22 protein-coding genes are annotated in these 23,438 nt (G+C 37.1%); 10 read left to right on the top strand and 12 right to left on the bottom strand.

Features of this window, described 5'->3' with window-relative positions; all coding sequences use genetic code 11:
- Window positions 1-206: 206 nt before the first annotated feature.
- A complete protein-coding gene (locus C0Z22_RS16335; RefSeq protein ID WP_255407618.1) occupies window positions 207-341 on the bottom strand; it encodes a hypothetical protein in 135 nt (44 codons plus the stop codon).
- A gap of 91 nt (window positions 342-432) precedes the next feature.
- Window positions 433-2,316 carry a DNA helicase RecQ gene (gene recQ / locus C0Z22_RS09235; protein WP_103218078.1) on the bottom strand — a complete coding sequence of 628 codons (1,884 nt, stop codon included), beginning with the start codon at window positions 2,314-2,316 and terminating at the stop codon, window positions 433-435.
- 130 nt (window positions 2,317-2,446) lie between these two features.
- Between recQ and C0Z22_RS09230 the strand changes: the two genes are divergently transcribed.
- The 3 genes from C0Z22_RS09230 to C0Z22_RS09220 are packed head-to-tail and all read left to right on the top strand — an operon-like array spanning window position 2,447 to window position 6,193.
- Complete coding sequence (locus C0Z22_RS09230) at window positions 2,447-3,037, top strand: arylesterase (protein ID WP_103218077.1); 591 nt, start codon at window positions 2,447-2,449, stop codon at window positions 3,035-3,037.
- Entirely contained in the window at window positions 3,037-3,714 is a 678-nt protein-coding gene (locus C0Z22_RS09225; RefSeq protein WP_103218076.1) for an ABC transporter ATP-binding protein, read from the top strand. The genes C0Z22_RS09230 and C0Z22_RS09225 overlap by 1 nt, the downstream gene beginning before the upstream one ends.
- Window positions 3,704-6,193 (top strand): ABC transporter permease, encoded by a 2,490-nt coding sequence (locus C0Z22_RS09220; protein WP_103218075.1) that lies wholly within the window; start codon window positions 3,704-3,706, stop codon window positions 6,191-6,193. Before C0Z22_RS09225 ends, C0Z22_RS09220 begins: the two co-directional genes overlap by 11 nt.
- A gap of 39 nt (window positions 6,194-6,232) precedes the next feature.
- On the opposite strand, the gene C0Z22_RS09215 is transcribed toward C0Z22_RS09220, so the two are convergent.
- A complete protein-coding gene (locus C0Z22_RS09215) occupies window positions 6,233-6,895 on the bottom strand; it encodes a hypothetical protein (RefSeq protein WP_103218074.1) in 663 nt (220 codons plus the stop codon).
- Between the two features lie 216 nt (window positions 6,896-7,111).
- Window positions 7,112-8,707 (bottom strand): ABC-F family ATP-binding cassette domain-containing protein, encoded by a 1,596-nt coding sequence (locus C0Z22_RS09205; RefSeq protein ID WP_103218072.1) that lies wholly within the window; start codon window positions 8,705-8,707, stop codon window positions 7,112-7,114.
- Between the two features lie 187 nt (window positions 8,708-8,894).
- Between C0Z22_RS09205 and C0Z22_RS09200 the strand changes: the two genes are divergently transcribed.
- The 5 genes from C0Z22_RS09200 to C0Z22_RS09180 all read left to right on the top strand — a co-directional run bounded on the left by C0Z22_RS09200 (window position 8,895) and on the right by C0Z22_RS09180 (window position 12,377).
- Window positions 8,895-9,842, top strand: coding sequence for a PHB depolymerase family esterase (locus C0Z22_RS09200; protein WP_158246873.1), 948 nt, complete (start codon window positions 8,895-8,897; stop codon window positions 9,840-9,842).
- A gap of 96 nt (window positions 9,843-9,938) precedes the next feature.
- Complete coding sequence (locus C0Z22_RS09195) at window positions 9,939-10,400, top strand: BLUF domain-containing protein (RefSeq protein ID WP_158246872.1); 462 nt, start codon at window positions 9,939-9,941, stop codon at window positions 10,398-10,400.
- Window positions 10,401-10,437: 37 nt separating this feature from the next.
- Window positions 10,438-11,670, top strand: a complete 1,233-nt coding sequence (locus C0Z22_RS09190; protein ID WP_103218069.1) for a TIGR03862 family flavoprotein — start codon at window positions 10,438-10,440, stop codon at window positions 11,668-11,670.
- Window positions 11,663-12,076, top strand: coding sequence for an HIT domain-containing protein (locus C0Z22_RS09185; RefSeq protein ID WP_103218068.1), 414 nt, complete (start codon window positions 11,663-11,665; stop codon window positions 12,074-12,076). The genes C0Z22_RS09190 and C0Z22_RS09185 overlap by 8 nt, the downstream gene beginning before the upstream one ends.
- Before the next feature lie 103 nt (window positions 12,077-12,179).
- Entirely contained in the window at window positions 12,180-12,377 is a 198-nt protein-coding gene (locus C0Z22_RS09180) for a cold-shock protein (protein ID WP_021267754.1), read from the top strand.
- A 64-nt stretch (window positions 12,378-12,441) separates the two neighbouring features.
- Here C0Z22_RS09180 and C0Z22_RS09175 read toward each other — a convergent pair whose 3' ends face one another.
- The 4 genes from C0Z22_RS09175 to C0Z22_RS09160 form a co-directional block, all read right to left on the bottom strand.
- Window positions 12,442-13,278: a S1 RNA-binding domain-containing protein gene (locus tag C0Z22_RS09175; protein WP_103218067.1), complete on the bottom strand. Its 837-nt coding sequence runs from the start codon at window positions 13,276-13,278 to the stop codon at window positions 12,442-12,444.
- Window positions 13,226-13,579, bottom strand: coding sequence for a DUF1456 family protein (locus tag C0Z22_RS09170; RefSeq protein ID WP_103218066.1), 354 nt, complete (start codon window positions 13,577-13,579; stop codon window positions 13,226-13,228). The genes C0Z22_RS09175 and C0Z22_RS09170 overlap by 53 nt, the downstream gene beginning before the upstream one ends.
- Window positions 13,579-13,962 (bottom strand): RNA-binding protein, encoded by a 384-nt coding sequence (locus C0Z22_RS09165; protein WP_103218065.1) that lies wholly within the window; start codon window positions 13,960-13,962, stop codon window positions 13,579-13,581. Before C0Z22_RS09165 ends, C0Z22_RS09170 begins: the two co-directional genes overlap by 1 nt.
- 99 nt (window positions 13,963-14,061) lie before the next feature.
- Window positions 14,062-14,928: a LysR family transcriptional regulator gene (locus C0Z22_RS09160; RefSeq protein WP_103218064.1), complete on the bottom strand. Its 867-nt coding sequence runs from the start codon at window positions 14,926-14,928 to the stop codon at window positions 14,062-14,064.
- Window positions 14,929-15,032: 104 nt separating this feature from the next.
- Between C0Z22_RS09160 and C0Z22_RS09155 the strand changes: the two genes are divergently transcribed.
- Window positions 15,033-15,572, top strand: a complete 540-nt coding sequence (locus tag C0Z22_RS09155; protein ID WP_103218063.1) for a YceI family protein — start codon at window positions 15,033-15,035, stop codon at window positions 15,570-15,572.
- A 55-nt stretch (window positions 15,573-15,627) separates the two neighbouring features.
- Here the strand turns inward: C0Z22_RS09155 and C0Z22_RS09150 are convergent, their stop codons facing one another.
- Complete coding sequence (locus tag C0Z22_RS09150) at window positions 15,628-16,899, bottom strand: dicarboxylate/amino acid:cation symporter (protein ID WP_103218062.1); 1,272 nt, start codon at window positions 16,897-16,899, stop codon at window positions 15,628-15,630.
- Window positions 16,900-16,977: 78 nt separating this feature from the next.
- Between C0Z22_RS09150 and C0Z22_RS09145 the strand changes: the two genes are divergently transcribed.
- A complete protein-coding gene (locus C0Z22_RS09145; protein ID WP_103218080.1) occupies window positions 16,978-17,559 on the top strand; it encodes a DNA-3-methyladenine glycosylase I in 582 nt (193 codons plus the stop codon).
- 2 nt (window positions 17,560-17,561) lie between these two features.
- On the opposite strand, the gene C0Z22_RS09140 is transcribed toward C0Z22_RS09145, so the two are convergent.
- The 3 genes from C0Z22_RS09140 to C0Z22_RS09130 are packed head-to-tail and all read right to left on the bottom strand — an operon-like array spanning window position 17,562 to window position 23,415.
- The gene (locus C0Z22_RS09140) at window positions 17,562-19,364 is read right to left on the bottom strand and encodes a hypothetical protein (RefSeq protein ID WP_103218061.1); all 1,803 of its coding nucleotides are present in this window, start codon (window positions 19,362-19,364) and stop codon (window positions 17,562-17,564) included.
- 8 nt (window positions 19,365-19,372) lie between these two features.
- Complete coding sequence (locus tag C0Z22_RS09135; protein WP_103218060.1) at window positions 19,373-21,115, bottom strand: phosphatase PAP2 family protein; 1,743 nt, start codon at window positions 21,113-21,115, stop codon at window positions 19,373-19,375.
- A gap of 11 nt (window positions 21,116-21,126) precedes the next feature.
- A complete protein-coding gene (locus tag C0Z22_RS09130) occupies window positions 21,127-23,415 on the bottom strand; it encodes an outer membrane protein assembly factor (protein ID WP_103218059.1) in 2,289 nt (762 codons plus the stop codon).
- Window positions 23,416-23,438 lie beyond the last annotated feature (23 nt).

Below are 23,438 nucleotides of genomic sequence, written 5' to 3'. Positions count from 1 at the left end.
TTAAGTCATTTTTAAAAGAGGCCCAATCTTGATGTTTTCGCACTTTTTTGTCTAACTCGAGTTTTTCTAAGACATGCTTTGGACAGCCTATCTTTTTTAGTGGTTGTTTGTCTGTATCTAGTAAGTTGATTGATGCACATTCTTTAGATTGTTTATGATAAAGCGTCCCTGGTCCATATCTAAGGAGGTTTCTTCCATCATCATTGTCAGGGAAAAAAAAGTAGTATGCCTCCACTACCTGTGACTTTATCTAGAGTATTGTATCTTGCAATACCATAGTCTTCTGCAAATGTTGTACTTGCTAGTAGTAAAATTAGGCTTTGAAGTAATACTTTTTTCATACAATCTCCTCTATATGTAATTTTACCACATAAATTAAATTTAGAGGAATCCGTAGATGAATATAATTGTTATCTTCGCGTAAGAAGTAGTTTAAGCATCCCCATTTAGCGCCTCAAGGAAAATCTTCCCAAAGCGCTGAAGCTTCTTAGGTCCAACCCCATAGATGCTTTCGAGATCATCGAGAGTTTGGGGGCGTTGGGCGGCCATCTCCATAAGAGTTTTGTCTGGAAAAATCTTAAATGCCTGTGTGCGTTTTTGTTTGGCAAGTTTAGAGCGTAGAATTTTTAAATTCTCATACATTGTTTTATCAGTTCCATCATTTGGCCTATATGTGGCGATAGCTTTCTTTCTTGTGGTGGCCTTTTTGCGAACTGCTTTCTTCTTTGTTGCTTTTGTTTTTGTCGCAGCTGACTTTGATGCTGGTGCACCTTTTTTAAAGTCTGCACGAATCATGACTTCTTTGCGATCTTCGATAACATCGATGGCCGATTGAGTAAGTTTAATTTCTGAGCTTCCATCCATAATCATCTTAAGATGGCCTTGGGCAATTAGTTGGCGACAAAGAGAATAAAGAAATCCTTCGTCTTCTTTACTTGCATAGCCAAAGCTTGTGATATGGTGGTGGCCATTTTTTTGAATGACGCCTGAAATATTTCCTTTGAGAACATCGACGATATAGTGGACGTTGTAGCGCTGGTCAGTTTCATAAACACAAGTGAGAACGGCCTTGGCAATTTCAGTTGCATTAATAAGCTTTTGCTTAGTCTGTTCACTTAAGCAGATATCACAATTACCACATGGTCCTTGATAGGGGTCATTAAAGTAATTAAGAAGAACTTCGCGGCGACAAGTTGTGGCCTCGCAAAAACCAAGAATGGCATCAAGCTTTTCTTCATTTACGCGGCGACGAGCTGCTGCGCCAACGCCTTTATTAGCAATTCTTTTTAAAAGAACAAGATCTCTTAGTCCATAGAACATAAGAACTTGAGAAGGGAGGCCATCTCGTCCTGCTCGTCCCGTTTCTTGATAGTAGGACTCAAGACACTTTGGCATATCCATATGGGCAACAAAGCGTACGTCGGCCTTATCAATTCCCATTCCAAATGCAATGGTTGCCACAACGATGACATTCTTTTGGGTGATAAATTTCTCTTGAACTTTTTCGCGGTAATTGGCACTCATTCCCGCATGGTAGGCATAGGCCTTAAAACCAGCTTTAACTAATTTGTCTGCACATTCTTCGACACCTTTACGTGAAAGGCAGTAGACGATTCCTGATTGGCCTTCAAGGTTATCTTGAACAAATTGCGTGAGGCGATAGAAGTCTTTTTCTTTTGTTGTCTTCTTTTGAACTTCGTATGTAATATTTGGTCGATCAAAAGAGCTGATAAAGAGACTTGAGCCATGGAGGTTTAGACAGCGAATGATTTCACCACGTGTAGCTTCACCTGCCGTTGCGGTAAGAGCAATGCGAGGGATGTCGGGAAATTTCTTTGTGATCATGCCAAGCTGCATATACTCAGGTCTAAAGTCATGGCCCCATTGAGAAACACAGTGGGCCTCATCAATGGCAAAGAGAGAAATCTCAATGCGCTCCAAAATTCGCTGAAAGTATTCATTCATCATACGCTCTGGCGAGACATAGAGGATCTTAATATTTCCGTTGAGAAGATTTCCCACAATATCATCCTGTTCACTATGAGAAATTGAAGAATTTAAGTAGGCCGCTTCGACGCCTTTTTCAATAAGGGCGTCAACTTGGTCTTTCATAAGAGCGATTAGGGGAGAGATAACAATGGCCGTCCCAAAGCGGGCAAGTGCTGGAATTTGATAGCACAAGGACTTTCCACCACCTGTTGGCATGAGGACCAGTGCGTTATTTCCTGCAATGACACTTTCCACAATCTTTTCTTGATTGCCGCGAAAGGCACTATAACCAAATATTTTTTGAAGTATCTCGATTCCTTGACTCACTTATCTAGTTTAACTGATGAAAGAGGGCCAGCAAAGCATTAATAAAGGCTTTGTTAAATCTTTGTAAAAAAGCGAAATGAACTTCGCTATTTTTGCTGTGATGCCCTAAAATAAGATGATTGGAGTTGTTATGAATAAATTTTTACTAGTTCTATTAATTAGTCTCTCAACATTTGCTGCGCCAAAAGTTCTCTTCCTCGGAGACTCTCTTACTGCCGGTTATGGAATTGATCCAGAGAAGGCCTATCCAAATCTTGTGAAAGATATCTTAAAAAAAGAAGGCATTGAAATTGAAGTCATGAATGCAAGCATTAGCGGTTCTACTTCAGCTTCTGCTGTTTCTCGCCTTAAGTGGTCTTTAAGAGGAAAACCTGATGTTATGCTACTTGCTCTTGGGGCAAATGATGGACTTCGTGGAATTAAACTTGTGAGTACAAAAGAGAATTTAAAAAATGCTATCAAGCTTGCAAAGAGTAAGGGTGTAAAAGTTATTTTGGCAGGAATGCAGATCCCACCAAATTATGGGCCTGAATACACAAAAGAATTTCAAAAAATGTTTCCTGATTTAAAAAAAGAAGAGGGAGTTACACTACTGCCATTCTTACTTAAGGATGTAGCAGGACAGCGTCAGTATAATATTGACGATGGCATCCACCCAAATGAGGAAGGACACAAGATTATTGCAAAGACGGTCGCACCGTTTATAAGGAAAGCTTTATAATGACTGAATTAGTATTATCACTTAAAGAAGTGAGAAAGGATTTTTCTCAAGGAGAAGAAATCCTCAATGTTTTAAAAGGTGTTGAGCTTGGAGTTAGCGAAGGGGAGACCATCGCAATTCTTGGAAAATCTGGTAGTGGAAAATCAACTCTCTTATCACTCTTATGTGGAATTGATGATGCTACCAGTGGTGATATTTCATATCGCAATAATTCACTCAAAGATCTAAATAGCGAAGAGATCACAGATCTTAGAGCAAAGCATATTGGTGTGGTCTTTCAACAATTTCATTTATTAGAACATCTAAATGCATATGAAAATGTCCTCTTACCGCTCGAAGTAAATGGTAATGGCCATCAGAAAGATCGTGTGGATTACTTTCTTGAAAAAGTAGGGATGAGTCACCGAAAGACGCATTTTCCAAATCAGCTAAGTGGTGGAGAGAAGCAGCGAATTGCCATTGCTCGCGCTCTCGTGACTCACCCAGGTGTTCTTCTGGCAGATGAGCCAAGTGGAAGTCTTGATGAGAATACTGGTGATGAAGTCATGAATCTAATCTTTGATATTGTTCGCGATGAAAAGATGAGTCTTGTTCTTGTCACTCACGATAAGGATTTAGCAAAGAGGTGTGAGAAGATTTATCACTTAGAAAATGGAGTGCTAAGTCTTGAAGCTTAAAATGGTTATGCGAGAGCTTAGAAGCTCTCCAATGTTCTTTATTATTTTTATTCTAAATCTCTCTATTGGAATGGTTGGACTATCAACTATTGAAGTTTTTAAGTCTTCATTTGATAGTGCTCTAACAGCGAAATCAAAATCACTTCTAGGCTCTGATATATCGGTTAGTTCACGAATTGCCATTACTAAGGATACTTTAGAAATCGCAAAGTCTAATCTCGATTATAGTGAAATGACTCGCAATCGCTCTTTGTATTCGATGCTCTTTAACGGTGAAAAAAGTCGACTCGTCAATATAAGAGGACTTGGTCAAGGGTTTCCTTTCTATGGTGATATCCGATCAAAGAGTGGCAAGAGCTTTCGCGATTTAAAAGAGAATGAAGTCTTTATTTATCCTGAACTTGTTGGTCAACTTGGACTTGATGTAGGCAAGGAAATAAAGATTGGATCACAAATGTTTAAAGTGGCAGGAATCGTCGAAGAAGATGGCTCTGCAGGCTTTTCGATGGGACAACTAGCACCAAGACTTTATTTGAAAAATGAAGTTCTCGATTCAACTGATCTTATCAAGCCTGGAAGTACAATTTGGACAGGTCTTCATTTTAAGATGGCCAAAGAACTAAGTGACAAAGAACTTGTTAAAACCGAGAAAAATCTAAAGTCTAAAATAATCGATTCTTCAATTCGTATTCGCTCTCCTCAATCTAACTCTGAAAGAGTGGGGCGCTCAATGGATTATCTAAGTGATTTCTTAGGTCTTGTTTCATTATGTGGACTATTTCTTGCGGGGCTTGGACTCATTTATCTTTTTAGAGGATTTCTTTTAAAGCGAAGAAAGGATCTAGCAATTCTTGGCTTCATTGGGATGAAGAAGAAGGATATCTTTAAGATCTACACGCTTAAACTTTTCTTTTTAGGTTTATTTGGATCACTTCTTGGAATTGCTATTGGTTCGGCCTTCAGTCCAGTTATTCAAACCATGGTCAGTAAGAATCTTGGCATTAATATTGAGTTACAATTTAGTCTAGCGACTTTCTTTGTCACGATGGCCGTTGGGGTTGCTTCTACTATTGTATTAGCTCCGGCCTTAATTATTCCTTATTTGAGAGTTGATCAAAAAGCACTCTTTGATCACGATACAAGCTTATCTAATAATATTTCCGATTACCTGCTATTTATCCCAATTGTACTTTTCTATTGGGTGATGGCAATTTACTTGTCTGAGAGCTTAATTATTGGAAGTGCTTTTATTGTAGTCTTCTTAATTATTATCGGAGTTTTCTTTCCTGTAGGAAGTCTTGTGCTTTCATGGCTTGGAAAACTTAATCCTAAACTAAGTCTATCTTCTAATATGGCCTTTAAGTATGTGACTCGACATAAGATTTCGACTCTCTTTATCTTCTTATGTCTGTTCATTTCAACAAGTCTCATGACGCTAATTCCTTCGGTGAAAAATATTATCGGCGCGGAACTTTCGATGCCTGCAGAGGAGCGTCCTGTTTATTTCCTCTTTGATATTCAGCCTGAGCAAGTTGAAGAGTTGAAGACTTTTGTCACAGATAAAAAGCTAGATCTTCTAAATATTAGTCCGATGGTACGTGGACGTCTGGTAAAAATTAACGGTGAAGGTTACGATCCTGAAAAACTTGGGGATTTAACACGAGAGGAGCAAAGGGAGCAGCGAAGTCGTAACCGAAGTGCAAACTTAAGCTACCGCGATCATCTTGTAAGGGGTGAGGAGATTGTCGAAGGACGTTTGCCTAAGCGTTTTGATTTTGAAAGAGATGAGGTTGCAGAAGTATCTCTTGAGCAGCGCTATGCGAGTCGACTAGGTATTAATCTTGGAGATGAGCTAGAGTATAATATTCTTGGAATGCCTATTCTTGCTAAAGTTGTAGGCTTTCGCTCGATTCGCTGGACGAGCTTCTTACCAAATTTCTTTATTTCATTTGGCCCAGGTATTCTAGAAGATGCACCAAAGACTTTTATTGCGGCCATTGGCAAAGGTGAGGGGGATGTTAATGATCAGCTTCAATCTGACTTTGCGGCCAAGTTTCAAAACGTGTCTTTAATTGATATTCAAAGCTCTCTTAAAAGAGTTGCAACAATTATGGAGAGTATCACAAAGATTCTTGTTACGATGAGCTTCATCGTCTTTCTTGTGGGGCTGCTTGTGATTTATTCTCTGATAGCTCATCAGTTAGAGTCTCGAAGAGATGATATCTCTCTTATTAATATTATTGGGATTCGTTTTAGCGAGATTAGAAAATCAATTATGAAGGAGATGGCGCTTATGTCAGTAAGTGCTGTTGTGGTAGGAATTACGTTAGGTCAACTTGTTGCTTTTGCTGTTGCTAAATTTCAATTTGATTTAAATTATATTTTTAGTTCTACTGAAATTATTGGCTTTGCCATTTTAATTATTGTTCTTTCAATTCTAATTTCTTTTTCTTCATTTAATCGATTCATTCGAAAATAAAAAAGGGCCACATAATGTGGCCCCATATAAGTATTGAATCTACCAGTTATATCTTTCGGCACAGAAATAACGGTAATTGTATTCGTAGTCATTTAATTCATCACGTAAATCTGCACAAAGGTCATATCCAGTTGAACAAGAATACGTGTAGAAAGTTCTTTCGACTGTATCACTCCAGCTATCAACAAGTTCATAGTTACAAGTATCGTAAGCACTGTAGCGATGGCGGTAACCATTGTAGATAAAGTATGGATAGTCGTAATCCCAGTAGTAACCATCAACATATGAAACACTTACTCTTAACCAGCGATTATTATAAACGTAAATAGGTCTAATCGTTCTGTGGTAGTCTCGTGCAGATGTCCATCGACGGTCGTGTCTTACATAGTCACGGTTTGGAGTGTGACGGTAGCGGCGGTAGGCACGTGTCGGATCAGGTCTTGTTGTGCGACGGTCGTCGTATCTTCTGTCATCATAACGTCTGTCATCATAACGTCTGTCATCATAACGTCTGTCATTGCGACGATCATCATATCTTCTGTCACGCTGTCTATTTTGACGTGAGTCTCTATCATATCTAGCATCACGTGAGCGACGATTTCTTAATTCGTCATCGTTGTTATTTCTTCTTCCTCTACCTGGGGCCGCAAAAGTCGTTGCTGTCAGGGCCGTAAGCACTAATAGTAGAACCAATTTTTTCATAAATCTCCCTCTGAGTTTTAATTGAATTTGGCCAGTTCTAACGTGGGGGATGACTTTTTTGAAATTAAAATTTTGTTTAGCTAAAGAAATTTACTTTCTTACATCTTTTATTACGGGATTTAGTAGACTTAGAGAACTTTCTTACAGGAATTCACCTTGTAATAAGGTAAAAGTGACAAAAAGGCCTCAAGAAGAGGCCTTTAGTATTTATAGCAATTATGATTTTGATGCTAAGTAATCATCGTAACTAACGTACTTATCTTCAATAACTTTTCCAGTTGTGTGGTCAAGGTCGATAATACGGTTTGCTACTGTTTGAATGAACTCATGGTCATGTGAAGTAAAGATTAGGTTACCTTTAAATCTTTCGAAACCTTCGTTCACTGATGTAATACTTTCTAGGTCTAGGTGGTCTGTTGGACCGTCAACTAGAAGTACGTTTGCACCTGAAAGCATAAGCTTTGACATCATACAACGAACTTTCTCTCCCCCTGAAAGAACATTTGTCTTCTTAAGAGCTTCCTCTCCTGAGAAAAGCATCTTACCAAGGAAGCCACGAATAAATGTTTCGTCTTTGTTTTCAGAGTATTGTCTTAGCCAGTTTACAAGGTCGTTCTTACCATCCATGAAATAGCTTGAGTTATCTTTTGGAAAATATGAATTCGTGATTGTTACACCCCATTCTACAGTTCCAGCATCTGGCTCCATTTCTCCCATAAGGATTTTCATAAGAGTTGATTTTGCAACGTCATTTTCACCAAGAAGAACGATCTTATCGTCTTTGTTAAGCATGAAAGTAACATTATCAAGTAGCTTAACACCATCAATCGTTTTAGAGATTCCTTCTACTCGTAGAATTTCTTTTCCTGCTTCACGCTTAGGATCGAATTGTACGAATGGGTATTTTCTCGTTGATTGTGGAAGGTCTGTCAGCTCAAGCTTTTCAAGTTGCTTTTGTCTTGAAGTCGCCTGAGAAGACTTTGAAGCGTTGGCAGAGAATCTTTGGATGAAGGCCTTAAGTTCTTTGGCCTTATCTTCAGCTTTCTTATTTTGGTCTGCACGAAGTCTCTGAGCAAGTTCTGAAGATTTTCTCCAGAAGTCGTAGTTACCAGCGTAAGTAGTGATCTTACCAAAGTCGATATCTGCAATATGTGTACAAACCTTGTTTAGGAAGTGACGGTCGTGGGAAACAACAATTACAGTCTTTTCATAGTTAAGAAGAAAGTTTTCTAGCCACTGAATCGCTTTGATATCAAGGTTGTTTGTCGGCTCATCCAGAAGAAGAATATCTGGAGATCCAAAAAGTGCTTGAGCAAGAAGAACCTTAACTTTCTCTGGCCCTGTAAGCTCTTTCATATATTTGTAGTGGTATTCAGTTCCAATTCCAAGACCAGAAAGAAGAATACCTGCTTCAGACTCGGCTTCGTAACCATTCATTTCAGCGAACTCACTTTCAAGCTCTGCTGCTTTCATTCCATCTTCATCACTGAAATCTTCTTTCATATAGATTGCGTCTTTCTCTTTCATAATTGAGAAAAGTTTTTCGTTACCCATAAGAACTGCTTGAAGAACTTGTTCTTCTTCGTACGCAAAGTGATCCTGCTTTAGAATTGAAAGGCGCTCACCTGGAGTGATATTGATTGAACCAGTATTTGGCTCAACTTCACCAGAAAGAACCTTGATGAATGTAGACTTACCAGCACCGTTGGCACCAATTAAACCGTAGCAGTTACCCGGAGTAAATTTGATATTAACGTCTTCAAATAGCTTCTTGCCACCAAAGCTTAAGCTGACATTGGATGTGGAAATCATAAATCGTCCTTATTTAAATTTTAGATGTATTAACGGCCCATAGCTTAATCTATTTAATGCGATTAGTCCACGGATTTACGGGAGTGTTAAAGGAATATTATTTTTACTTTATTGCTTTCAACTTTACTGGAGCCGGATCGCTCAGATCAGTATGATACTGATATTACAAGGGGTCAGAAAGGAGTTAATGATGAAATTCTGGGCCACGCTGGTGGTGATAATCTTCTTTTTATTTAAGGCCACTCTTGTTTATGCTGGCCACCCTCATTTTCGAACAACTTATAAATTAAATGTGTCACAACAAGGACATCCTGCGGCACTATTAGAGTTGCCTCGGCGCTATTATCAAAAAGAGAAATGGCCACTCATCGTAAATGTTCATGGCTACACAAGCTCAATTTTTCTGCAGTATATGTTTACTCGTCTTTCATTCTACAAGGACGTTCTTGGCTTCATGATTCTCACTCCAGAAGGGCGTAAGGATATTGAAGGTGAGCATTATTGGAACGGTGGAAATTTTTGTTGTGACTTTTATAAATCCGGTGTCGATGACACTCTCTATATAAAAAACCTTATCGACTATATAGCAAACGATCCTCGATTCAATCGAGTTGATATGAGTCGAATCTATTTCTTTGGACATTCTAATGGTGGATTCTTTTCTTATAAGATGGCCTGTACTTATCCTAATTATGTTACAGCAGTTGGAGTTTTGGGTGCAACTCTTGATCTTAGAGATGAAAATGGTGAGGTCATCATTGAACAGGATCCATGCCCTAATGTAAAGGCCGTGCCAATATTTCATATCCACGGCACAAAAGATAAAACCATTCCTTTTGTGGGTAAGGACTATTACCCTGAACATCCTTTTGGGCATATCGGGGCCCAGGAGGCCGTTGATAAGTGGATCTATCACAATCGATGTAATAACCAATCTGATGAAAGTCGCACTAATGCAACATGGTTTGTTCGTGGTAAGGAGACGACAATTAAAACATACGGTGACTGTGAAGATGATGCAGTAATTAAGTTTGCTGTGGTGAAGAAGGGACAGCATAAGGAGTTTTTAAGACTCTATTTTTATCGAAAAATGCTTAAGTTTTTTCTGAAGTATAGCAATGTAGAAGCACAATGAAATGATTCATTATTAAGCTGCAATTTAAGTATTCTTGTCTTCATTTGCCTTTTGAAACATCTATAATAAAAGCAAATGTGCAGCAAGGTGGTCTCTATGAGCAAAGAATATCAAATCATTTATATCAGTGAAAAAACAGGCGATTTTAAGCCTGAGCAGGACTTGGATAAGATTGTCTCTTCGTCATTTCGAAATAATAATGCAAGAGATGTGACAGGTGTACTGATGTATAATAGTGGCTTCTTTTTTCAGGTTATTGAAGGAAAGAAAGATGATGTGATTTATACATATAATAAAATTATTTTGGATCCACGCCATCAAAATGTGAATTTATTGACTGATCGTGAGATCGAAAATAGAAGCTTTGAAAATTGGCCATTGGCCCTTGTTAAACTAAATGACATGGACTTAGATGTTATTGATCATGTGATTGCTTGGAATGATTTAATCAATGATTCCCGTCGAAATGAGCCAATATCTCAGGAGAAAGTGGATCGCTTGATCGAAGCATTGCGCTACAAAATTGATATGGATACAATCTCGTCAAAAGCTGCTTAGACTTTTCTCCAACTTGCTTGCGTGATAGTATTCTATCATGTCAAATCAAGTTGTCGTTGCCATTGTTGGAGGAGGCCCCGCAGGCCTCTTCTGTGCTTTTGAATTATTGAATTCTAAAATTGAGGGAATTGAGGTTCACCTGTATGAACAGACTGGTGGTGTCGGGAAGAAGTTCTTAGTCGCTGGAAATAGTGGTCTCAATCTCACTCATAGTGAGAAGCAAGAAGAGTTTGCTAAAAAATACTTTAAGGATGAAGCACGCTTTCGTTCTTTATTAAAAGACTTCAATGCTAATGATTTAATCGAATGGGCAAATACTCTTGGTACTGAGACATTTATTGGTACTAGTGGCAGAGTATTTCCAAAGAAAATGAAGGCCGCTGATATCTTACATCAATGGATGAATTCACTAAAGTCTCATGAAAATTTTCATCTTCATTTAAAACATAGTCTTACTAATATAACAGCTGATGGTGATTTAATCTTTAAGCACGATCATAGCAATAAGACGCAAAAAGCTGATTACTATATTTTGGCCATGGGTGGAGGAAGCTGGACTAAGACAGGTAGTGACGGTGCTTGGATGGAGTATATTGAAGCTCTCGGTGTGAAGACTGCACCACTAAAGGCCATGAATTGTGGTTTTGAAATCAATTGGTCTAAACACTTTCAAGATAAAGTTGATCGTGGCTTCGTTAAAAATATAGTTGTTTCTAATGAATCCCAGAACGCCAGAGGTGAGATCATGTTGACTCCTTACGGTGTTGAGGGGGGAGCCGTCTACGCTATTTCCAACGGACTTAGAGATGAATTAGAGAAATCAGTATCGACTAAACTCCACATCGACTTCAAACCAGACTTAAAGAGGCAAGATGTTATTGAGAAATTGTCTCGTAGAAATAAGGACTCATTAACTAATCGTCTAAGAAAGAACTTAAATTTCGATAAGATTGCAACTTCATTACTTTATGAAGTTCTTGATCGCTCAAAAGCACAGGAAGATGTTAATTACTTGGCAGCGATGGTTAAGGATTGTGAGATAGAAGTATTAAGGGCCAGACCAATGGATGAGGCCATTTCTACTTCTGGAGGTGTTTGTTTTGAATCATTGAATGATGACTTGTCAGCAATTAAAAATAATCAATATTACTTTGTAGGAGAGATGCTAGACTTTGAAGCACCAACTGGTGGCTATCTCTTACAGGGATGTTTTTCTACTGCATATCGAGTTGTGAAATCGATAAAGGAAAAAGAAGGTATCAATGTTTAAACTACATGAAGTTTTTAAAAAAGATTTAATAGAAATTACTGATATGAAACTTTCAAAGCTTATGCTTTTACCTGATCAAGAAAATCCTTGGGCAGTCTTAGTTCCAAAAAGAGAAGAGATTCGTGAAATTCATGAACTCTCGTGGGATGATCAGGTGACGCTTCTTGAGGAAATCAATGAAGTAAGTCGCTTTCTAAGCGATAACTATCACCCTAAAAAGTTAAATATTGGGGCCCTTGGAAATATGGTCTCTCAGCTTCACGTCCATATAATCTGTCGTTATGAAAATGATCGTTCTTGGCCTGGAGCAATATGGGGAACGAAGGCAACTAAAGAAACCCATAATATCAGTGACTTAGAAAGTACATTTCGAGCACATTTTGAAGCGTCGCGTCTGTCAAAGTGACAAGGATCAGCAAAATAAATTTTTTTTCCTTTTTTCTTAGGAATTATGCAAACAGTAGGGTAAAATCGTATCTAACGAATAATTTTATTACGAGGTTAATTAAATGAGTACAGGTAAAGTTAAATTCTACAATTCAGCGAAAGGTTTTGGATTTATCACAAAAGATGACGGTGGAGATCTTTTCTTCCACATTTCATCAGTTCAAGGTGGAGAGCCAAATGACGGTGATAGCGTAGAATACGAATTAGGTGAAGGTCCTAAAGGTCCATGTGCCGTAAATGTAAAAGTAGTTCAAGGTTAATTTTTAATTATATAAATTGAGTACTTAAAAAAGAAGGCCCACATTTTGTGGGCCTTTCTTATTGTTATTGATTTAATTTTATTCCGTTATCTGAGATTGTAATTTTCTTGTCTTTATAGAGCATTCCAATTGTTTTCTTAAACGTCTTCTTACTCATATTTAGAAAGTTCTTAATGTCTTCCGGAGAACTTTTATCATTTAAGAAGCTAGAGCCACCATTTCTTTCTAGAAAGTCGATAATAATGTCTTTTGAGTCGACAAGGTTTTTAATCCCTTGCTCTTGTAGAGCAACATCGACAAGCCCATCTTCACGTAGCTTTTTAACGAATGCTTTAAAGTATTTTCCGCAAGAGACACGTTGAAAGATTTCATTTTTATAGATCATTCCAATGAATTTCTTATTTACGATAACTCTGAAACCTAAATCACTTTCTTGAGCGATAAAAATATCTACTTCATCTCCAACATTAATATCGAAGTCTGAAGACTCAATATACTTTCCAAGTTTTGTCGTCCCAAAGATTCGACCAGTACCTTCTTCTTTACAAATTCGAACAATATGAGACTCGTATTTTCTAACTTTTATTTTTTGCTCATTACCTGGAACAAGTAGGTCTTTAGAAGTTCCCAAGTCAAAGAATGCACCAAATTCTTGGATTTCAATTGCATCTAATAGGGCATACTCACCAACAACTGCAAGAGGAAGCTCTGTTGTTGCAACAAGTTCTCCTTGAGTATCTGGGTAAATAAAGGCCTTAACTTTTGAGCCCACTTCAATTTTTAGAGGCGCAAAGTTTTCTGGAAGAAATACCTGCTGGATATTTTCTTCGTCTACTAGCGTATATCCATTATGAAGTTTTTTTAGAACTTTTAGTGTATTGTTTTTTCCTATATGGAGCATCAGATTTTGCCTTTTTCTTGATTGGTGCTTTTGCTACTGGTTTGGCCTGTGACTTATAAGCTTGTGCCTTGGCCTCTCTTTCTTCACGTGTTCCGCGATTCTTAATGATTAGGCCATTAAGAAATTTTCTAAGAAGTTGATCACCACATTCTTTATAATTTGGATGGTCATCTTTTCTAAAAATTGCAGATAATTCAGATTTTGTAAGTTCAAAATCAACTAGCTTTAAGATTTCGATAATTTCAAAATCCTTAAGAGATAATGCGATTCTAAGCTTTTTTAAAATATCATTATTCGTCATTATTTCTTACCTAGGTGATCGAATAATTCATTTAGGCCACGACGGCGACGAGCTTTCTTTTTTTCAATAATTAGCTCTTGTGCCTCTTCTTTTTCAACCTTTGCTTTAGTCTCTTTCTTGTACTTCTTCTGCTCTTCAAAATTATCTTTAGCAATCGATACCTTAACAGTTCTTCCGTCTAGAGTTGTCCCATCAAGGCCCTTGATCGCATCTTGTGCGCTTTGCTCTTTTTGCATCTTGATAAATGCAATACCTTTGCTCTTTTGAGTTCCCGGAATTGTTAGTAGGTTCACGTCTTGAACACGGCCAAAGCGTGAAAAGATACCTTTTAATTGCTCAGCAGTGATCTTGTAGTTGAGATTACCGATATAAACAGTTTTCATTTCTTACCTTAATTTTATAGTGTTAATGGGGGCAACTTAGCACTAAATGCTTAAGAAATGGGAAAAAATGCTAGAATCAGGTAATTTATTTGCGCTATTTTAGAAGGAATCCCAGATATATTGGGCCACTTCTCCTAAATGGTGCTCTTTTTTGTGTCCTAAGCAAAAGGTGACTGGGACTTTACTCTCAAGATGCTTCAAGTGTACTAGTCGCCCGGCCTTTAGATCTTTCTCAATTAGTGGATAGGGAAGTCTTCCCCAACCAAAGCCATTTAGAATAATCTCTTTTTTCGACGGCGTATCTGTAACCCTCCACTTTAGAGAGTCCTCAATCACGCCAATATTTGTTGTGTCATCTGGAATTGTACTTCGTTGAATTATTTGTGGAAATTGTGCCAGGCCTTTAAAGTTTTGTTGGTTTTTAGGTAGATCAAGAAAAGGATGATCCTTTGCAACCACAAGATACATATCCACTTTACCAATAATTTTATAGTCAAAATTCTTGATACTTGAGAGGTCTTCAAAAATTGCTAAATCGACTCTATCGTTCAATAGCATTTTTTCTCCACTTAGGATTTCACGCTCAAGAATAATTTCTGTGGATGGGTAACGGGCCATGGCCTTCTTGATAATTGGATATAGTTTTTCAAGGCCATAAATTCCAGACACTGAAATGGATAATCTGGTTTCAACATTTGATGAAATTTGCTGAGTCTTGTGAATCAATTCATCATATTGCTTTGTAAGCTTTGAGGCCTCGATTAGAAATTCCTGACCTTTTGTTGTTATCTGTGGCCTATAAGATGAGCGATCGACGAGTTCGAAGCCTACTTGTTCCTCAAGATTGTTAATTGAGTAAATTACCGCAGACTTTGCCTTAGCTAGCTCTGAGGCTGCTTTAGTAAAGCTTCCGGCCTTTTCTAACGCCTGTAGGCATTTAATTTGTTCAATTGTTATCCAAATCATGGACTAATTATAGCACAAGATGTCCTTAATAATGATCTTTATTTTCTTCTATACTTTGTTAAGATATTTTAAAAATTATATCATAATTCAAATGGAGGAATATTATGAATAAACTTATGGTTATGGCCCTTGCGGTATTTACTGTATTTGCAACTTATGCTGAAAAAATTGATACTTCAAAATCTACTGTTTTCTGGCAAGGTACTAAAGTAACTGGTCGTCACTTCGGTACAGTTAAAATTAAATCAGGTGATGTTAAGCTTGAAAAAGGTCAACTAGTATCAGGAAAAGTTGTTGTAGATATGAACTCTTTTACTGCGACAGACCTTCAAGGTGAGTGGTTAGATAAGTTAAATGGTCACCTTAAAAATGAAGACTTCTTTCATGTTTCAAAGTACCCAACAGCTACTCTAGATATTAAAAAAGTTGAAGGTTTTACAGTAACTGCTGACCTTACAATTTTAGGAAAGACAAAAGAAGTTAAGTTTCTAGCGGCACAAAATGGTAAGAATTTTGTTGGTTCACTAGAGTTTAATCGTACAGACTTTGGTCTTAAGTATGGTTCTGCTTCTTTCTTCAAAAGCCTTGGTGACAAAGCGATTGATGATAAAGTTAGTTTAGCATTTGATGTTGTTGTAAAATAATTAAACTTTCTTAGACTCCAATAAAAAAGGCCGCTTAAAGCGGCCTTTTGTTTTTTTATGTTAATTTCTTATCTAAGTATCTTTGTGTAACAACTGCTCCAATAATATCACCCTCGACATTTACGGCCGTCCTAAAAGTATCAAGTGGTCTCTCGATTACTAAAAGAATACCAATTGCTTCAAGTGGAATTCCCGCGGCCAGAAGAACCATCTGCATCCCTGACATCGAGCCTGAAGGCATACCTGGTGCTCCTACTGAAGAGAGCATTGCCATAAAGAAGATAGAGAACATGGCAACACCTGAAAGCTCGATTCCATAAAGGTTAGCCAAAAAGATAGCTGCAATCCCTTCAAATAGTGCCGTCCCATCCATATTCATTGTGGCACCTAGGGGAAAGACAAAACCACTAACACCTTTAGAAACGCCTAGTTCTTCTTCACAAGTTTGCATTGTTACAGGAAGTGTTGCTGAACTTGAGGCAGTCGAAAGGGCAAGTAGTAGAGGCCTTGCCGTTTTCTTAAATAGTTTGATTGGGTTTAGTCCTCCAAAGAACCATGCAATTGATGGAAGAACGAGAAGCCCGTGTACCATTGTTGCCCCAAATACTAAGAGGGCAAAAGAGAGAAGCTCGGAGAAAATATCTCCCGATACCTTAACCTTAAAATCAAAAACGATAGCAAAAATACCAATTGGACTCAGATTGATAATCCAGTGGAGTACCCGATTAATGACTATATTGAGATCCTTAACGATTTGATAAAGGGGACTCGAGGTGTGATGAACTATTAGTAACGATAAGCCTAGAAGAAGAGCTGCCGTAACAATTCCAAGAATATTATTATTTGCAAGGGCATGGAATGGATTTACAAGTGCAGTTGTAAAAACGTTCTTAATGACAAGTGGTATTGAGTTAGAACCCTCTGCAATGAACTTAGCAGGCTTTTGCTGTTGGATTGAATCCTTAGTCTTAATTGTTACTCCAGAGTCTTTCCATGGATGAATGAAGAAGACTGCTGTTAGACCAATAAAGATTGCGATGATTGTTGTTGAGATATAGTAAGTGATCGTCACCATTCCCATGGACTTAAGTTTTGTGATTTCACCTATGCTGATTATCCCACCAATTAGTGAGAAGAAAATCATCGGAGCAATCATCATCTTAAGTGAACTGATGAAGACATCCTTAATCATAACGATTATTTGATAAATATCTGGAGGGTTTTTTGACGTTGCCCAAAGTGGATCACCAAAAATTGATCCTAAAATATATCCAAGTACACCTGCGACGAGTACCCAGAAGCTTAAGTTTTTGACTACTTTACTCATTTATTATCCTTTCTGAAAGTACATGAAGGTTTATTTTAATCCTTATTTATAATTTAAAAAAGGTTTATAATGATCGTTATGAAAGAAAGATGCCCGTGGTTAAAATTATCAAATAAACAATATGTCGATTATCATGATAAAGAGTGGGGAAGACCTGTTCACGATGATCGAACTCTCTTCGAATTCCTTATTCTAGAAGGTGCACAGGCGGGCCTTAGTTGGGAAACTGTATTAACTAAAAGAGAGCATTATCGTAAGGTTTTCCATAATTTTGATGTGAAGAAAGTTTCAAAAATCACACCGGCAAAGATTGAAAAACTCTTACTCGATCCGGGGATTATTAGAAATCGCCTAAAAGTTGAGTCAACAGTTTCAAATGCTAAGTACTTTATCGAAGTTCAAAAGGAGTTTGGAAGCTTTGATAAGTATATTTGGTCTTTTACAAATGGAAAGACTATCTATAATAGCTTTTCTGGCCTTAAAGATTATCCCTCAAAAACAGAGTTAAGTGACGCCATATCAAAAGATTTAAAAAAGAGGGGATTTCGCTTTGTTGGAAGCACTATCATATATGCTTTCTTACAGGCATGTGGAATTGTCCAAGACCATAGTCAAAATTGTTACTTGCACGGAAAGAAACTTAAAAAACTTGTTAAATGAGACTAGTAGAGATTTCCTCTAATATATCCCTGTCCCATGAGATCATTAAGTCCAATGATATTGACCATAGCTCTTTGAAGCTTTGGCCCTAGCTTAGAATTTCGAAGACTTTCAACTAAGAGAGCTGCCTTTTCCTTAGTAAGACCGTTAACACGCATTTTATGTAAAATATTATAAATCTTCTTTGCAAGCTTTAAGTTTTCAAGCTGCTTTAGCTTTCTTTTCTCACTTTGTGAGAGGCGATTCTGTTGCCCACTATGGGAGTCGTTGTATACATAATTCTCTCTTTCAAATTGACGTCTTTTAGCTTCATCAATCCAAATAAGAGAATTTGTATAATCAAAAGCTAAGGCGATTGATTCCCATAAATCAAAATCATCAACATTCATAATCTCTGAAATTGCCTTTGTTGAAAACATAAGAGAAGAGTGAATTTGTACCTTGCCATACTTCTTCTTTTTATCGAAATCAATTCTCATTCCATTATCAAGGTATCGTTCAAAGAGAAATTGCGCCTCATTATTTAGTTCACGGCCTGTGGCAATTTCATCAGAATATGAGTAACTAAGCTCCAAACTAAAGCTAGAGATAGCATCTTCATTTGTAGGAACGATCGCTTTTACTTCAAAGCTTCTATTTTCTTTTCCTGAAAATCCTTTATGATCAGTAATTTTCTTATGTTCGATAATGTCGTAATGGTAAGCATCGCCATTATTAAATGTCGTTGTATACTTGCCATCTTCTTTTATATAGCGAGCACCTGATTTCCAAAGAAGAAGATTTAAACCCCAATTGAACTCGCTATTTTTGATATCGCCTTCTTTTTGAATATAGAGATCAACGCTTTGATTTCTTTTTTCTTCAAGGTCTTGTAGCTTAGAAAAATCTTGAGCTAGAAAGCTTAGGTAAGCATCAAGTCCTTCTTTTGTACTAAGATCCACCTTGTAAACAAGTTCGTTGATCTTACTTTCTTTATTCTTGTAGTTAAAAACGATAGGAGAGTAACCTGCTGATCCATTGATACCGATAGATATAGGGAGATCAATTACTTCATCTAAGAAAACACTTAGTCCCAAACCTAGGCCTTTTGATCTCTCATTTAAGTTTTTAATTGTGATGAGCGCTATATCCTGCGCAGCTTTTTCGATGGTAATATCTAAGGCCTTCATTACTTTAAACTTAGCTTTTGGGCCGAAGCGATCAAGAACAGGAATGACTACATCAAGGAATTCTAACCAGATTAAATTCATGCGTGAAGCAAAGCCATTCATGAGTATAGTATTAACTTGTTCTCCATCTTTGAGTTGATTAAGTTTCGCTCTTGTCATTGGAAGTTCGTTAACCTTCATATGATTAAGAGTTATTGCTTGTTCGTATGAATCAACCGTCGTCACTTTTGAAAACTTACGCTCTTCAATTGGAGCGCCCTGTAAAACGGGAACAAGCGTTTTAAATAGAAAGTTCGCACCGATATATGCCATCTGCTCCAGAACTGGAGCATTAAGTGTGACAGAGTCCACAACTAGGAATTGACCATTAATTGCAGGATAGATATTTCTTTGAACCTTGGGCCCATGCCATCCTTTTTGATAGATTGTTCCAAAATATTGAAGTTTTAGTTGTGCTTCAAGCCACTCTTCATTCTCTTGAAGCTCCTTAAGATTCTTCCAATTCTTATTAACTAGCTTCTCAATATCTTTTAAAACAGCATGGTTTTCATCTAACACAAAATCAAATGCCCAGGTACTAGAGCTAGTACCTAGAGCAATGATTATTGATAATATCAGAGTAAAAACAATCTTCAATTTACTTCCTAGTTCTCGTTATCAGTAGGTGAGAATACTAATTTGTAGTAGTCAATTGGCCAGGCCCTAAGATCTTTTTGACCTTCTACCTTGTATGTTACAGCACCACCGTTTAGGTCACCAGTTACTGGAGTAAATGTTACTGGGCCGTCTTGTTTTTTATCAAATAATTTGTACATTAACTTACCGGAAATCCATCCAATAAGCGCCCCTAGAGTAACATCTGAGAACCAATGAGCATTCTTATACACGCGAGCAAAACTTGTTAGTGCTGCTAATGAATAAGCTGCTATTGGAACGATTTTAGTGTCTTTAAATTCTGTGGCGAAAACTGTCATAACTGACCAAGCACCTGCAGAGTGACCTGAAGAGAAAGACGTATTATTTCGACCAAAGTTCACTCGATCAAAGTGATATGGGCCTTTCCCCTCACGAGGTCTTGCACGTGAACTCAATGACTTAAGTAGTTGAGTGGCCAATTGCCCAATTAACACTGCGCCAACACTTCTTACTGCTGCACGTTTAAATTGATCGTTTTTAAAAACAAGACCAATGGCCATTGATGCTCCAACTAGTGGCACAAGTCCGGCCGCTTCACCATAATTATTTGTGAAGTCAGTAATTGTCGTCAGAGTGTCGTTCTTATTATCCTGTACGAAATCCATTAGCGGGCGATCAAATGCCATCATAACACCTACAACACCAAGTGTTTTAAGCATAAGTGACTTCTCTGAATCAGAGAACTCGATTGGCATAAAGATTGAGCGATCACGCCCTTTTTTATTTTTTAGAAGCTCTTTTAAATCTGCATCGCTAAGAAGTGATTTTTTTATCTCACTACTATCTTGTATCGCTTGATTAAGCTCGCTTTCGCTTACCGCTGCTACTGCAATTCCTGCTTTCTTTAGGTCCTTTAGAACTTTTCTAACTTCACGATCTTTAACATTACTACTTTCACTAAGAAGAAAAGCAACTTGTGCCATTCTCTCTTTCGCATCAATTAGCTTAGTTTGATGACTATTGTATAATTCAAATAGCTCTAGAAGGGCCTGTGCCTTTATACGACTGTCTTCATTTGAAGAAAGCTCTTGCATGAGTAGAGCTGCTTGATATTCATAGATATCTTTATCTTTTGTTTTCTTATTAAGCCAAATTTCATATTTAAAGTCTGATAGAGTTTTCTCTAAGCGCTTTGTTTTTGAATTACTAAGTTTACTTTGGATATCTGTTAGCATCATTGAATTTGGAAAGCTTCTCAAAAAGTCTTCTTGAACCATAATGGCTTCATTAACGATATCATTTGCACTTCCATCTTCTTTAACAAAATTACCAACAGGCATATTTTTAATATCAGTAGGTAGGTTCTGATTATAGAGGTCAGCAAGTTGGTAATGAATTGTCTCAGAGCTAGGATGATTTTTAACTAGCTTCTTTAATGAAAGAGAAAAGTTCGCATAGTCATTTAAATAATTCCCTTCATATAGCTCGTTTAATAACTTGATATCAACACCTTGATCTAAGGCCAGCTTTTGATCTTTTACGAGTGCCAGTTGATAACTTCTGGCCGCTTTACAGTGTTTTGCAGAGTCAGATAAATCTTGAGCGTCATTTAAAGCTGTTTGAAAATCTACTTCCTCGATCTTGATGTCTTTTTGAAGACGATCACAAACTTCGAGATTCTTTGCTTTTACACCCACAGTACCTAGTAAGGCCAAGGCAGTAATAAGTTGAGGTAATCGATTAAAATTCATATTTAATCTCCTTATAAGTTATAAGCAGGGTCATATTCCCCGATAATAAAGTAGAATGGTTTTGTTATATCTCCATCTTTACTTAGAAGTGGTATCGTTAGTCCTGCTTCAAATGTTTCTGAAACAAAGCCAGCATCCATTTTTGCCCTTAGGCCTAGTCCACCAACAAGTCTAAAGTCATCCATTGCTAATGAGCTATCTCCTGGAGTGAATGCATCAAGAAATAGAACTCCACTAAAGACATCTTTATAAATAGGCATACTATATGTAAGGTTGGCCGAGATCATTGAATTAGATCCTAGCTGCCCATCCTTACTAATTGACCCGTATTCAAATCCACGTATTGTTCCATTTCCTCCACCTTGAAGACGCTCGTAAAATGGAGTTTGTTCGGAGGCATAACCAAGAGTGATTCTTCCCGAAATACGGTGAGCTCCTCCATCTTGATTGCGGTAGAGTTCACGGGATGTCTGAGCATTTACAATACTTTTAAAAAACAAATCTTGCTTATTAAATGAAGGCAGTAGGTGAATAGAAATAGTACCGTTTGTTTTTAATCCCTTATCATTTGCATCTTCAAATCGATATGCAAATGAGCCGATAAGACCACTAACAACGTCTTTAGTATCAGATAGATTAATGTCAGAAGCATATTGTTGTGACAAACTATTAACAGAAATATACTCAAGCCTAGTACCTAGGCCAACTTTAATATTCTTTGTTAACTGTTTCTCAAAGAGAATACGAATAGCTGATTTATTTTCGTTATAATGAAAGCTTCTTTCAGTGTCGTGATTGGCCGCAATATTTAAACTAATATTTGAACCGAAAAGATGTTGGTCATTATAAACCAGCCCAATACGATTGATCTCTTTTGAAATCATTGTCGTTAGGGCCAATGAACTTCCCGTCCCAAATAGGTTTCCATCACTTAATGAAACACCAAAGCCTGCACCTCCATAAACGGATCCAAGAGAGAATTGGATAGTTTGAGTACTCTCTTCCTGTACCTGAATTATGATCTTACCCGCACTCTTAGTCATCGGGGTATAGTCAATTTTAACATCTCTAAAGAAGCCACTTTTATATAGAGCGAGTATTGATTCATTGATTTTGTTCGTATTGACGATTTCTCCATTATAAATTGAGATCAGCTCGTAAATCGTTTCTGGCGTTGTTTTTGTATTACCGATAATTTCCATCTTTATAATTTTTTGGACAACACCTTCTTCTATATTTAAGGATGCGCTTCTTTTATTTTGATCATAATTCATTGTGATATGAGCAAATACATATCCTTTTTCACCATAGACTTCTCTTAGCTTTTGAATAGCTTCTCTCTGTTTTTTTATAGAAAAAACTGATGGTAATTTAATATTTAAAGTTTTTAAAATTTCTTCGTTAGAAAATACTTCATTACCACTAATCGATAATTGATCTAATTTTAGTTGATCATTTTCTTTAATAGTAAAAAGTAGATTTGCCTTTGTTTTTTCGATTTTAAATGATGGTGTAACTTCAATATTGATGAAGCCTTGCTCCATGTAATGTCTTTTGACTCTTTCGACGTCTTCAAGAAATGTGCTTTCAATGAATAGGTTTTTAGAAAAGAGGTGAGACTCTTTCGAAGAAATCAACTCTCTTAATTGTCTTGAGGTAAAAGTATTATTACCGTCGAAGTTGATATCGTTAATTTTAATTTGTTCTGAGTTAAGATAAATATCGAAGAAGATACTAATTTCATCTTCCTTATCAAGCTTTAACTTCTTAGCAACTTTAGTAAGTGCATGGCCTTTTGACTTATAGAACTCACTAATTGTATTTAAATCTTCAAGCATTTGTTTTGACTTGAAGAAAGCTCCACGACGAAGTGAAAGCTTTGATCTAAGATCACTTTCAATATCATTTTCTAGGTTTTGATTATCAAATACTCTAATAATAACTCTTTTTATGAGTCTCTTTTTTTGCATTTCAAATTTTATCGAAACGCTAGCTTCGTTAAGAGGAAGAACTTCTAGCTCTACATTTTCATAGAGATCATCATTTTCTTCTTTTAGTTTTTCCAAATCATTGGTGATTTTTTCGATATCAAGATTTTCGCCTTCACGAGACTCAATATCATTTATACCAAAGATTAGTTTCTCTGCGACATCTTCACCTAGATCATTGTGAATTAATAACTGTTCAATTTTGAGTTGAAGTTCAGTCGTCGTATCCTGGCCAAAGCTCGTAGGAGTACATAAAAGGTAAGTACCTAGCATCAGGATAAGAAATTTCTTCAAAATATTGAATTTGCTCATATGAAGAAATTATCATTATTTAG

The sequence above is a fragment of the Halobacteriovorax sp. DA5 genome, assembly GCF_002903145.1.
Lineage (GTDB): Bacteria > Bdellovibrionota > Bacteriovoracia > Bacteriovoracales > Bacteriovoracaceae > Halobacteriovorax_A.
Note: the sequence above shows the minus strand (reverse complement) of the source record. Positions and strands in the feature narration are given on the sequence as shown.

Excerpts from the sequence above, each read along its gene's own strand:
- C0Z22_RS16335 (WP_255407618.1), bottom strand. The coding sequence starts at position 341 with ATGAAAAAAGTATTACTTCAAAGCCTAATTTTACTACTAGCAAGTACA.
- C0Z22_RS09230 (WP_103218077.1), top strand. The coding sequence starts at position 2,447 with ATGAATAAATTTTTACTAGTTCTATTAATTAGTCTCTCAACATTTGCT.
- C0Z22_RS09225 (WP_103218076.1), top strand. The coding sequence starts at position 3,037 with ATGACTGAATTAGTATTATCACTTAAAGAAGTGAGAAAGGATTTTTCT.
- C0Z22_RS09215 (WP_103218074.1), bottom strand. The coding sequence starts at position 6,895 with ATGAAAAAATTGGTTCTACTATTAGTGCTTACGGCCCTGACAGCAACG.
- C0Z22_RS09205 (WP_103218072.1), bottom strand. The coding sequence starts at position 8,707 with ATGATTTCCACATCCAATGTCAGCTTAAGCTTTGGTGGCAAGAAGCTA.
- C0Z22_RS09200 (WP_158246873.1), top strand. The coding sequence starts at position 8,895 with ATGATGAAATTCTGGGCCACGCTGGTGGTGATAATCTTCTTTTTATTT.
- C0Z22_RS09195 (WP_158246872.1), top strand. The coding sequence starts at position 9,939 with ATGAGCAAAGAATATCAAATCATTTATATCAGTGAAAAAACAGGCGAT.
- C0Z22_RS09190 (WP_103218069.1), top strand. The coding sequence starts at position 10,438 with ATGTCAAATCAAGTTGTCGTTGCCATTGTTGGAGGAGGCCCCGCAGGC.
- C0Z22_RS09185 (WP_103218068.1), top strand. The coding sequence starts at position 11,663 with ATGTTTAAACTACATGAAGTTTTTAAAAAAGATTTAATAGAAATTACT.
- C0Z22_RS09180 (WP_021267754.1), top strand. The coding sequence starts at position 12,180 with ATGAGTACAGGTAAAGTTAAATTCTACAATTCAGCGAAAGGTTTTGGA.
- C0Z22_RS09175 (WP_103218067.1), bottom strand. The coding sequence starts at position 13,278 with ATGCTCCATATAGGAAAAAACAATACACTAAAAGTTCTAAAAAAACTT.
- C0Z22_RS09170 (WP_103218066.1), bottom strand. The coding sequence starts at position 13,579 with ATGACGAATAATGATATTTTAAAAAAGCTTAGAATCGCATTATCTCTT.
- C0Z22_RS09165 (WP_103218065.1), bottom strand. The coding sequence starts at position 13,962 with ATGAAAACTGTTTATATCGGTAATCTCAACTACAAGATCACTGCTGAG.
- C0Z22_RS09160 (WP_103218064.1), bottom strand. The coding sequence starts at position 14,928 with ATGATTTGGATAACAATTGAACAAATTAAATGCCTACAGGCGTTAGAA.
- C0Z22_RS09155 (WP_103218063.1), top strand. The coding sequence starts at position 15,033 with ATGAATAAACTTATGGTTATGGCCCTTGCGGTATTTACTGTATTTGCA.
- C0Z22_RS09150 (WP_103218062.1), bottom strand. The coding sequence starts at position 16,899 with ATGAGTAAAGTAGTCAAAAACTTAAGCTTCTGGGTACTCGTCGCAGGT.
- C0Z22_RS09145 (WP_103218080.1), top strand. The coding sequence starts at position 16,978 with ATGAAAGAAAGATGCCCGTGGTTAAAATTATCAAATAAACAATATGTC.
- C0Z22_RS09135 (WP_103218060.1), bottom strand. The coding sequence starts at position 21,115 with ATGAATTTTAATCGATTACCTCAACTTATTACTGCCTTGGCCTTACTA.
- C0Z22_RS09130 (WP_103218059.1), bottom strand. The coding sequence starts at position 23,415 with ATGAGCAAATTCAATATTTTGAAGAAATTTCTTATCCTGATGCTAGGT.